Origin of the sequence: Paraburkholderia sp. SOS3, from assembly GCF_001922345.1 — a bacterium.
In the GTDB taxonomy this organism is placed as follows: Bacteria; Pseudomonadota; Gammaproteobacteria; order Burkholderiales; family Burkholderiaceae; genus Paraburkholderia.
In genome coordinates this window covers 3,928,833-3,940,284 of record NZ_CP018811.1, presented here as the reverse complement: position 1 = coordinate 3,940,284, position 11,452 = coordinate 3,928,833, and the positions used below count along the sequence as shown (strand labels likewise).

5 protein-coding genes are annotated in these 11,452 nt (G+C 66.2%); 1 reads left to right on the top strand and 4 read right to left on the bottom strand.

The annotated features are described in order from the left end of the window. Positions 1–79: 79 nt before the first annotated feature. Entirely contained in the window at positions 80–940 is an 861-nt protein-coding gene (locus BTO02_RS17510; RefSeq protein ID WP_075158089.1) for a carbon-nitrogen hydrolase family protein, read from the bottom strand. A gap of 145 nt (positions 941–1,085) precedes the next feature. Next, entirely contained in the window at positions 1,086–5,390 is a 4,305-nt protein-coding gene (locus BTO02_RS17505) for a YhdP family phospholipid transporter (protein ID WP_075158088.1), read from the bottom strand. A 234-nt stretch (positions 5,391–5,624) separates the two neighbouring features. Here BTO02_RS17505 and glnE point away from each other — a divergent pair, with 234 nt between their 5' ends. Further along, positions 5,625–8,426 carry a bifunctional [glutamate--ammonia ligase]-adenylyl-L-tyrosine phosphorylase/[glutamate--ammonia-ligase] adenylyltransferase gene (glnE, locus tag BTO02_RS17500; protein ID WP_075158087.1) on the top strand — a complete coding sequence of 934 codons (2,802 nt, stop codon included), beginning with the start codon at positions 5,625–5,627 and terminating at the stop codon, positions 8,424–8,426. Between the two features lie 30 nt (positions 8,427–8,456). On the opposite strand, the gene recN is transcribed toward glnE, so the two are convergent. Continuing rightward, positions 8,457–10,148: a DNA repair protein RecN gene (gene recN / locus BTO02_RS17495; protein WP_075158086.1), complete on the bottom strand. Its 1,692-nt coding sequence runs from the start codon at positions 10,146–10,148 to the stop codon at positions 8,457–8,459. A gap of 117 nt (positions 10,149–10,265) precedes the next feature. Then, positions 10,266–11,168, bottom strand: coding sequence for an NAD kinase (locus tag BTO02_RS17490; RefSeq protein ID WP_075158085.1), 903 nt, complete (start codon positions 11,166–11,168; stop codon positions 10,266–10,268). Positions 11,169–11,452 lie beyond the last annotated feature (284 nt).

The following is an 11,452-nucleotide window of genomic DNA, read 5'->3' as shown; positions in this document are numbered from 1 at the left end:
GATGCGCTTTCAATGTGCGGCGGTTCTCGTTCTGGATACATGCAATTGCGCGCGATGACCCCGGGCGGCGCTCACCGCGCTAGCCGAGCACGCGATGCCGGTATGCCGGCAGGCTTTGCCGCACTTCGTCGATGCGGGCCCGTTCGACTGTGCCGGCGACGACGCCCGCGCCTTCGTCGAGCACGTCGAGGATTTCGCCCCAAGGGTCGATCAGCATGCTATGTCCCCATGTGCGGCGGCCATTTTCGTGCTTGCCGCCTTGCGCCGCAGCGAGCACGTAGCACTGGTTCTCGACGGCGCGCGCACGCAGCAGCGTTTCCCAGTGGGCGCGGCCGGTCGTATACGTAAACGCGGACGGCACGACGATCATCGCGCAGTCGCCGAGGCGCCGGTACAGCTCCGGAAAGCGCAAATCGTAACAGACCGACAGGCCGACCCGCCCGAACGGCGCGTCGAAGCTGCGCACGGTTTCGCCGGGGCGGATCGTGCGCGCTTCGTCGAATGATTCGTCACCTTTTTCGAAGTTGAACAGGTGGATCTTGTCGTAGCGCGCGACTTCGCGGCCGGCGGGGTCGAATACGAGCGTCGTGTTCAGCACGCGCGACGGTTCCGGCGCAGTCAGCGGCAGCGTGCCGCCGATGATCCACACATCGTGCCTGCGTGCCGCATCGGACAGAAAGCGCTGGATCGGACCGTCGCCGTACGGCTCGCGCACGGCGAGCTTGTCGGTGTCCTTGAAGCCCATGAAGCAGAAGTACTCGGGCAGCAGCACGAGTTGCGCGCCTGCGGCGGCGGCCTGTGCGATGAGCTTTTCCGCGTCGGCGAGGTTGCGATCGCGATCGGGCGTGCTGACCATCTGCAGCGCCGCGACGCGGTAGGGGGCGGCCGGCTGTGAGGACGAGGTCTGGCTGCCAGGGGATTGCGCGTGTTGATCGCTCATGAGCGTATCGGAAGATTCCTTTCGGAGCCGCGTGCGCCATTGAAGGCGACGCCGGGCGTGGACGGAACGGCGCCACAAGACTGCGCGACGGAAGTTGTGCGGTGCGGCGAGCGTGCTGCTGCTGTTGCTGTTGCGACTCGCCTGCCTACCGGGCCACTGCCGCCTGCGCCGCAGGTAGCTCACCCATCTTACCGCGATCGCCGTGCACCCGCTCGACGTGAGGCTTCGCCCACGATCCGGTAATCGCGTAGTCGAGCACGAACGCATGCTCGAGCGATTGCGACAGCACGATGTCGCCCACGAGGGCGCCGAGCCCGATCAGCGGATTGATGATCGTCGCGGCGACGACGCCCGCGCCGGCGCTGACGGTCGGAAACACGCGCACGTTCAGGTCCTGCGTTTCGTGCGCAAGGTCGACGCTGCCGCTCATTTCGGCGCGCGCAGGCGCCGTAATCAGCTTGAAGTTGCTGGTGCGGCCGATGCCATCGGTGATTTCGCTGGTGCCCGTCGCGCTCGAGAACGGCAAACCTTCGCCGATCACATCGCGGAAATCGAGCGTCGCGAAGCGCGCGAGGCTTTGCAGGCTCACGACGCCCAGCAGCTTCGCGACGCCGGGGTCGACCTTCAGAATCTGCCCGTGGCGCAGATCGACCGCAAGATTGCCGTTCAGCGTCGTATAGTCGATGCGCGTCGGACCGCCTAGCCATGCCAGCTTGCCTGCCAGCGTGCCTTCACCGTCTTTCAGCGTGCGCGGCAGGCCTGCGCGTTCGAGCAGTGCGCCGGCATTCTTCACGTCGAGCTTGAAATCGACGGCCGTGCGGCGCGGCGTGCTCTGGTCGGTGACCGCGCCGTACTCGCGCAGCGTCCGCCAGTTCGCGGTGGCCGTCAATGTCGCCGCCGGGTTGCTGATGTCGAGCTTGTCGAGTTGCCAGACCGGCACGCCGTCTTCCTCGAAATTGCGCGCGTCGACCTCGAGGCGGCCGACATCGCGGCCGCGCACGATCAGTTCGTTGACGACGAGGTCGATGCTCGGCATGTTCTGCGCGGGCTGCTGCATCGCCGGCCCGAGCAGATCGTTGTCGGTTGCGGCCGGAATCACGAGGCGCGCGAGCCGCGCCTGCAGCGTGCCCGGCGAACCGGGCGTCGCGCCCGGCACCCACGACAGGTGGCCGGACACCTGATTCGATCCGATGTTTGCCTGCCACGTGCGGTCGTAGTGCGACGCGCCGACCACGACGCTTTCCCAATGGCGCTTGAGCAGCGTCAGCGTGCCGATGTGCAGCGCGAAGCGGTTCGGGATGAACTGCGCGGTCGTTTCGCTCGGCGGCACGGGCGCCACGCCCTGGTTCGCATTGCGCATCTGGATGAAGAGTGCGCGCCACGCGTCGGCGTCGAGCGTGTCGAGATCGATCGTGGCGGCGACGCCTTCGGAAGGCAGGTCGGCGGGCCGGTTCACGCCGATCGCGCCGCGCACGACTTTCGGCATGTGATGCGGTTCGCCGCGCAACAGGTAGGTCGCCGAGATCGGGCCGAAGTTCAGATCGGCGCGTTCGAGGCCGCTGTCCGCGTCGCTGTTTGCGCCGCTATCTGTGCCGCTAGCTCCGCCGCCGTTCGGGCTGATGACGTTCGTCCCGACCACGCCGTTCTGCCCCACGCCGTTCTGCCCATTTGCCGGCGGCTTGAACGAGAAGCTGAGCGGCATTGGCGTACCGGCGGGCTTGTTGAACGGTGCCGGGAAGTCGAGTGCGAGGCCCGTCAGGTCCGAATGGCCGGACATCTCGGGCAGCCGTCCCTTGGCGCCGCGCACGCTGAGCGCATAGGGTGCGCCGCCCTGGATATGGCTCAGCACCTGCGGTGCAAGGCCGTGCAGATCGAGCTCTCGCGCCGCCTCGAGCGCGACGTGTCCGTTCAGATCGAGCGCGTAGCTGCCGTTTTCCTGGAGGCCGCCGTTCGCGTGAATATCGCCGCCGAAAAATTGCCCCGAGAGGTTATCGACCTGAGCGGTGTGTTCGGTGAAGCGCACCTTGCCCTTGAGCTGCGACAGCGGCGGCACTTTTTCCATCGCGAGCCGGTTGTTCTCGAACGTGATCGAGCCGGCGACGCCGACGTGCGGCCGCGGCGCGCGCGGATCGAGCGGCGCGCGCGGTACGGTCAGCTTCAGCGCGAGCGCGGCGGGACCGTCGGCCTTCACTTTGCGCGTGATGTGCTTGGTCAGGATGCCAAGCGAGCTGTCGTCGACATAGTCGAGCATGTCCGATAGCGGCCCGCGCCCCGTGCCGTTGATGACGAGGGCCTTCGAGCGGTCGCCGAGATCGCTGATCTCGCCCGTTACCTTGTTGACCTTTACGCCCTTGTAATGCGCGTGGTCGACGTCGAAGCGCAGCACGTTTTCCTTCAGCGAGAACACGCCGTCGATGCCCTCGAAGCCAGGCCATACGCTCGGTGTGCCGTTTTTCAGCGTACGCGGCGGATACGGCGTCGGATCGAAGCGGCCGCCCGTAAACGGCGCAACGATCCGGAACACGCCGGCGCTCGGGTCGCGCGAATACGGGAATTTTTCGAGGTTGCCGTGAATCTGGATCGTCGCGCCGCGCGACATGCCCGCCTGCAAGCCGTGGCTCAGATACATCCTGACCCGCTCGCTGATGCTGGTCGGCAGATAGCGGACGATGCGCGACACCTGTGCACGCTCGAAGGTCGCATCGAGATCGAGCGAGCCGCGCCCGTGCCCGACGTTCGAGTAGCTCGCGCTTGCCTTCGCGCTGGTGTCCGCATTCGCGACCGTGAGCTCTGACACGTCGACCTTGAACGCTTTGTGCCTGTCGCCGGGCGCGATGCTCTGCGCGACCGTCCACGTGCCTTTGCCTTGCAGGCGGTCGAAGGTCAGGCGCGGATCGTCGAAGACGCCCGGCAAGGTGATGGCCGCCTTTTGCGTATCGAGTGTGAGCGAGCCTTGCTTTTCATTCGCGTCGACCGATCCCCACAGGTTTTCGAAGCCCGGAATGCCGGCGCGCGGATGGCCGCGCGCGGTCAGTCCGGGCGGCGGTTCCTGGGCGGCTACGCTGATGCCTTGCAGATCGGCCTTGAACGTATAGTGGATGACCGGTTCCGCGCCGGTCTCGGCGCGTTCGCTTGCCGCTTCGCCGGAATCGGGCTTGTCGCGCTCGACTTCGATCGTATAGTTCGACACGATGCCGCGCGGATTGAAGCGGACGAGATTGTTGAGAAGCCGCCGCGGCAGCGGCAGCGCACGGCTGAATTCGGCGAGGATGCCGAGGTCGACGCGATCGCCCGAGAAGCTGATCAGCTGGCCATGCTGGACGCTTTGCTTGCGAAAGCGCCCATTCAACGTGCTGAAGGCCAGCGCGCGCGTCACCGGCGTACCGTCGGACAGCGGCGGCTGGCCGAGTTCCGCGCGCAGGTTGTGAAGCTGCAGCGTGTATTCGTCGGCTTCGTGTGCGAAGGTCCACGAGAAGCGCGCGACCGGCACGTCGAGCTTCGGCTGGGTCGGACGCACACGCAGCGCAATATCGCTGCCCGACAGTTCGCCGGTCGCGGACAGGATGCGCCCTTCGGCAAACTCGACCCAGATCGCGTTATCGATGCGGCCCGCGTACGTCGAGATCGGGAAGTCGATGTAACGCGCGAGCGTCGGCAGATCGACGGGCCCGGTCGACAGGTAGGCGCTGCCGCTCCAGTTGATCGGCTTGCCCATCGCGCCGACCCGTGCATTTCTGAAATGCGCGCGGAAATCGAGCGGGCCGGACAGCACCTTGCCGTCGGCGGGCGCCTGCAGCGCGAAGCGATGTTCGTCGCCATCGTTAAGAATGGCGAGGCGGATGTTCTGCAGTGCGATTTCAGGCACGTTCTTCTTTTGCGCGTCGCGCCAGCGCAGCGTGCCGCCGCGCAGGACCATGGCCTGCTGGCGCAGCAGCCAGGTCGAAAACGTGTCGTTGCCCGTATGGCCGGACGGCAGCGGTACGCCGGCGACCGACAGCGTGCCGTCGTCATTGCGCTCGACGAGCAGATTCGGTTGATCGACGACGAGGCTCGAGAGGATCGGCTTCAGCTTCCACAAGGTGCTCCACGACACGGTGGCGGTAGCGTGCGGAATTGACAAGGCGACATCGCCGTTGCGATCGCGGATCGTGAGATCGGAGACTTCGACACCGGGCTGGAAGCTGATCCAGTGCGGCGTCAGCTTACCGATCGACAACTGCGCATGGATCTTTTCCGAAATCGCCGCTTCAATGCGTGGACGAAACGATTCCACTTGCGGCAGCACGACATAGCGCAGCCCGAGCACGAGCAGCAACGTGAGGAAGTACGCGACGAGCGCGACGCCCAGCACGAAGTGAAGTGTGTGCCGCAGCACCAGATGGTCGCCTCCGCTTTCGTGCCGGACGCGTCCTACGTCGGGCCGGTCAGCGGGTAGGTTTCGCTCGGACATGCTTAAGGCAGGTGGGCGTATGGTAGTTTTGCGGACTAACGATGAAATGTATCACACGAACCGTCGCGAGGTACTTCCGGCAAACCCTGTGCCGGTGGGGCCTCGCGGCCAGCCGGCCGAACTTTTTTCAATGCCTTTGCAAACCCGCTTCCGCCTGAAGACGGTGCGGTGCGGCAAGCGGGAATCAGAGCAACACATGGAAGTCAGCCGAAGCAACGAGCGAGCCAGATACCGATGACCGATACGACGTTGTTGAGTTCCAGCTATTCGAATTACGCATGCCGTGCGTATGCCGCGCGTCCTGAACTGGCGGCGCGCGTCGCGACGCTGGCCGCGGCGCCCATCACGCGCGAGCGGATCGACGCACGCCTCGATGAACTGTGTGAAGCGTGCGATGCAGGGCGCGCGGCCAATGATGCAACGCTTGCCGAAGAAGCGTTGAAACAGGTGCTGAGGCAATTGCGCACCGAAGTGTTCTGTGCGGCGATGGAGCGCGATCTGGCCGGTCGCGCGGACGTCGCCGAAGTCACCGGCACGATGACCGACCTCGCCGAAGCGACGATCCAGCGCGCACTCGCCGTCTTGTCGGCCGAACTCGAAGCGCAGTTCGGCGAGCCGCGCGGTCCGGACGGCGAGCGGCTCACGCTCGGCGTGGTCGGCATGGGCAAGCTCGGCGGGCGCGAGCTGAACGTGTCGTCGGACATCGATCTGATCTTCGTCTGCGAAGACGATGGCGAGACCGCCGGCGGCCAGCGCGCCGCGATCACGACCCAGGAGTATTTCACACGGCTCGGCAAGCGGTTGATCGGTGCGCTCGCCGAAGTGACGAGCGATGGCTACGTGTTTCGCGTCGACATGCGGTTGCGGCCGAACGGCGATGCGGGGCCGCTCGTCTGCAGCCTCGGCATGCTCGAGGAATATTTCTATGTGCAGGGGCGCGAGTGGGAACGCTATGCATGGATCAAGGGGCGGCTCGTGTCCGAGCAGGGCAGCGCCGAGGCGCGGCGCCTGTCGAAGCTGCTCGAGGCGATTGTCATGCCGTTTGTCTATCGCCGTTATCTGGATTTCGGCGTGATCGGCGCGATTCGCGCGTTGCATCTGCAGATCCGTCAGGAGGCGCAGCGCCGCGCGTCGATGCGGCCGGACAAGGCCGACGACATCAAGCTCGGACGCGGCGGCATACGCGAGATCGAGTTCAGCGCGCAGGTGTTTCAACTGATCCGCGGTGGCCAGGACGCGGGCTTCCGGATCCGGCCGACGCTCGCGGTGCTGCGCCACGCGACGGCGCGCGGGTTGATCGCGGCGCCGGTCTGCGAAGCGCTGAGCGATGCTTACCGCTTTCTGCGCAAGCTCGAACACCGCCTGCAGTATCGCAACGATGCGCAGACGCACGCGATGCCCGTCGATGACGACGAACGCGCGGGTCTCGCGCAGTCGATGGGTTTCGCCGACTACGCCGCATTGATGGCGACGCTCGACTCGCACCGCGAGCGCGTCGAGCAGCAGTTCGATCAGATCTTTGCCGACAAGGCGAACGGCGAAGGCGGCCGCACCGCCGACGACGGCGGCGCGGCCGCCTGGGTGTGGAGCAGCGCGCTCGCCGACGAAAGCGCTGGCGATACGCTTACCGCAGGGCTCGTCGAACTCGGTATTGCGGAGCCCGCCGAACTGCTGGCCCGAATGCGTGCAGTGTGGCAGTCGTCGCGTTATGCGGGACTGCCCGAGCGAAGCCGCGAGCGCTTCGACAGCGTCGCGCAGCGCACGCTCGAAGCGGCGCGCAAGCTCGAGCCGCCGCAGCGGCGCGGCGACACGGTCGCGCGCGTGTTCGATCTGCTCGAAGCGGTGAGCCGGCGCGGCGCGTATCTCGCGCTCCTGACCGAGTATCCGCAGGCCTTGCATCGTGTGCTGTCGGTGCTCGGTGCATCGCGCTGGGCGGCCGGCTATCTGATTCGCCATCCGCAGCTGCTCGATGAACTGCTCGACGACGAAGCGATGGCGAGCCCATTCGACTGGGCCGAATTCAAGCGCACGCTGCGCTTGCGGCTTGCGGCGGCCGACGGCGTCGAGCAGCAGATGGATCTGCTGCGGCACGCGCATCAGGCCGAGGTGTTCCGCATTCTGCTGATCGATCTGGCCGGCAAGCTCAGCGTCGAGCATGTGAGCGACCGCCTGTCCGAGCTCGCCGACGCGGTGCTCGACGTGACCATCGAAGCGGTCTGGAATCAGCTCGCGAAACGCCATCGCGATGTGCCGCGCTTTTCGATCATCGCGTACGGCAAGCTTGGCGGCAAAGAGCTTGGCTATGCGTCGGATCTCGACCTGATCTTTTTGTACGACGATCCGGCCGACGTTGCGCCCGACGTCTACGCGACATTCGCGCGCCGGTTGATCTCATGGCTTACGACCGCGACCGGCGCCGGCACGCTGTTCGACATCGATCTGCGCTTGCGGCCGAACGGCGAGTCGGGGCTGCTCGTGACCGATCTCGATGCGTTTCGCCGTTATCAGCTGCGCGAAGGCGATGCGGCGAATACCGCATGGGTCTGGGAGCATCAGGCGCTGACGCGCGCGCGTTATTGCGCGGGCGACACGCAGATCGGCGCGCGCTTCGAGGCGATCCGCGAACAGGTGCTGACGATGCCGCGCGAAGCGGCGCCGCTGATGAAGGAAATCGTCGAAATGCGCGAGCGCGTCGAGGCCGGCCATCCGAATCGCACGCCGCTTTTCGACCTGAAGCACGATCGCGGCGGGATGGTCGATATCGAGTTCACGGTTCAGTACTGGGTGCTGCTGCACGCGGCGCGCGATCCGGAGCTGATCCGCAATACCGGCAATATCGCGCTGCTGCGCGAGGTGTCGCGCTTTGGGCTCATGAGCGGCGACGAAGCGGAAACGGTCGGCGCGGCGTACCGCCGGTATCGGAAGCTTCAGCACCAGTTGCGGCTCGACGGGATGGAGAAGGCGCGCGTCGAGCCGCAGACGGTGAGGGCGGAGCGCGATGCCGTGTTGCAGCTCTGGAAACGCGTATTCGGGTAGCGCCGCTCCCCCCGCCTGTGACGATCGGGCTCAGGCGGTCAGCATTTCCTTCGCATGCTTGCGTGTCGTGGCGGTGATCTCGAGGCCGCCGAGCATGCGCGCCACCTCCTCGATCCGGCTTGCCTTGTCGAGCGGCGTGACGGTGCTGAGCGTCGCACTCCTGCTGCCCTTGCCGTTTTTGCCGTTTGTGCTCTTCGCGACCTGGAAGTGATGGTCGCCACGCGCGGCGACTTGCGGCAAGTGCGTCACGCACAACACCTGTCGGTCGCGGCCCAATTGATGCAGCAGCCGCCCGACCACTTCCGCGACGCCGCCGCCGATGCCGGTATCGACTTCGTCGAAGATCAGCGTCGGCGTCGGGCTCGCCGCGCTCGCGATCACCGCGAGCGCGAGACTGATACGCGCAAGCTCGCCGCCGGAAGCGACTTTCGCGAGCGGCCGCAGCGGCACGCCCGCATGGCCGGCCACGCGGAACTCGATCTGCTCGAGGCCATGCGCGCCGCCTTCCGGCAACGCGACCAGCGCCACTTCGAAGCTGCCGCCCGCCATCGATAGCTCCTGCATGCCGGTGGTCACCGCCGAGCCGAGCGCTTTCGCCGCTTTTCCGCGTGCTTTCGACAACTGCTTCGCTTCGGCGAGGTAGGCGTCTTTCGCCTTGCTCTCGGCGGCGCGCAGGCTGTCGAGGTCGGCGGCCGCGTCGAGCGCGTCGAGCTGCGCGCGGCGCGCCTGATGTTCTTCGGGCAACGATTCGGGTTGCAGCCTGAATTTGCGCGCCGCCGAATGCAATGCGTCGAGGCGCTTTTCGACTTCCGCGAGCCGGTCGGGGTCGAGTTCGAGCCGCTGCGCATAGTGGGACAGCGAGTACGACGCTTCCTGCAACTGGATCTCGGCCGGTTCGAGTGCGGCGAGAACGTCGTTGAGCGCCGGGTCGATGTCGGCCAGATCGCGCAGCTTCGAGATGATCGCGCCGAGGTGCGTGATCATCGCGTCGTCCGATTCGGACAATGCGCCGAGTGCGCCCTGCACGCCGTCGATCAGGTTGGCCGAATGCGACAGGCGCCGGTGTTCGCTGTTCACTTCTTCCCATTCGCCGGGCTGCGGTGCGAGCTTGTCGAGTTCGGCGAGCTGCCAGGCGAGCCGTTCGCGTTCGAGCTGCAGTTCGCGGTCGCGCGACTGCGCGTGCTCGACCGCTTGCGCTGCTTCGCGCCAGCTGCGCCAGCTGCGCGATACGGCAGCGGCCATGTCGCCGAGTCCCGCGTGCGTGTCGAACAGCTCGCGCTGCGCGTCGGGGCGCATCAGCAATTGATGCGCATGCTGGCCGTGGATGTCGACGAGCATTTCGCCGACTTCGCGCAACTGCGCGAGCGTCGCCACGGTGCCGTTGATGAACGCGCGCGAGCGGCCGTTCGCGTCGATCACGCGGCGCAGCAGGACGGTGCCGTCCTGCGTTCCGCCGTCTTCGGCCTGAGCGGCGAATGCCTGCTCGTCGAGCCACTGGTCGACGAGCGCGTGCGTGTCGAATTCCGCGGTGATGTCGGCGCGTGTCTCGCCGGTGCGCACGACGCTCGCGTCGGCGCGCGCGCCGAGCGCCAGCGCGAGCGCGTCGATCAGAATCGACTTGCCGGCGCCGGTTTCACCGGAGAAGACCGTAAAGCCGCTGTCGAATTCGAGGTCGAGTGCGGCGACGATGACGAAATCGCGAATCGAGAGGTGGCGAAGCATGGAGTCGGCTTGTTCGTGGTGTCCGGCAGCGTGCGGGTTCGGTTTGGGGATGCGGGCGGGTGGCTTCGGTTCGTGCGGCGTGGCCGGCTTCAGTGGTCCGGCATGCTGGCCGGATTGCTACTCTTCTTCATCGTTCTCATGTGACGGATATTCGTTCCAGTGCAGCTTCTTGCGCAGCGTCGCGTAATAGCTGTATCCGACCGGGTGCAGAAACGGCACCATATGGCGCGAGCGCCGCACCTCGATCGTGTCGCTCAGTTCGAGCGATGTGAACGACTGCATGTCGAAATTCACGTTGACGTCGCGGCCCGACACGATCTGAATGCTGACATTCGAATGGTCCGGCAGCACGATCGGGCGGTTCGACAGCGCATGCGGCGCGATCGGCACGAGTACGATGCCGTCGAGCTGCGGATGCAGGATCGGCCCGTTCGTCGAAAGCGCATAGGCGGTCGAACCGGTCGGCGTGGCGACGATGAGGCCGTCCGAGCGCTGGTTGTACATGAAGCGGCCGTCCACCGAGACGCGCAGTTCCACCATGCCCGATACGCCGCTGCGGTTCACGACCACGTCATTGAACGCGAGCGCATGGTAGAGCGGCTCTCCCGCGCGCATGATGCGTGCCTCGAGCAGCGTGCGCTCCTCGCGCTCGAAACTGCCGCCGAGCATCTGCACGACGATCTTCTGCATGTCCGAGATCGGGATGTCGGTAATGAAGCCGAGGCGGCCGTGGTTGATGCCGATCAACGGTGTCTTGTACGGTGCGAGCTGGCGGCCGATGCCGAGCATCGTGCCGTCGCCGCCCAGCACGACCGCGACGTCGGCACGCGCGCCGATTTCCGCGGGCCGCAGCGCCGGATAGCCGGTGATGCCGATCTCCTCTGCGGTCTGCGCCTCGAATACGACGTCGAACCCGCGCCTGGCGATGCAGGACGCGAGTTGCATCAGCGGCTCGCCGATGCCGGGCGTCTGGGGGCGCCCGACGAGCGCAACGGTCTTGAACTGGCTGGTAACTTGCATGCCGGCATTACACCATAGCTGCGGGCCGAAAAGAACCGTCGCCCCGCGCCGGAAGAGCCGTCGTGGCGGGCCGAGGGGGTTGTCGTTGCTGGCGCCGGCGCGCGGCAGCGCCGCTGTCTTGCGTGTAGCCGATTATCGTTAGAATGGTGAAGCGCTGATGACAACGGCCGGCGCTTGTCCTCGCAGGCGCGCGAGCGGCGGCCTTCGCGGTGCGCAACGCACGGCGCGGCGGCGCAATGCGTTGCGGGGTGCGTGTTGCAGGTACGCTTAACGCTCGCGGCAGC

What these genes read in the sequence shown, in the direction of transcription:
- BTO02_RS17490 (WP_075158085.1), bottom strand. Translation starts at nt 11,168, where the DNA reads ATGCAAGTTACCAGCCAGTTCAAGACCGTTGCGCTCGTCGGGCGCCCC.
- glnE (WP_075158087.1), top strand. Translation starts at nt 5,625, where the DNA reads ATGACCGATACGACGTTGTTGAGTTCCAGCTATTCGAATTACGCATGC.
- recN (WP_075158086.1), bottom strand. Translation starts at nt 10,148, where the DNA reads ATGCTTCGCCACCTCTCGATTCGCGATTTCGTCATCGTCGCCGCACTC.
- BTO02_RS17505 (WP_075158088.1), bottom strand. Translation starts at nt 5,390, where the DNA reads ATGTCCGAGCGAAACCTACCCGCTGACCGGCCCGACGTAGGACGCGTC.
- BTO02_RS17510 (WP_075158089.1), bottom strand. Translation starts at nt 940, where the DNA reads ATGAGCGATCAACACGCGCAATCCCCTGGCAGCCAGACCTCGTCCTCA.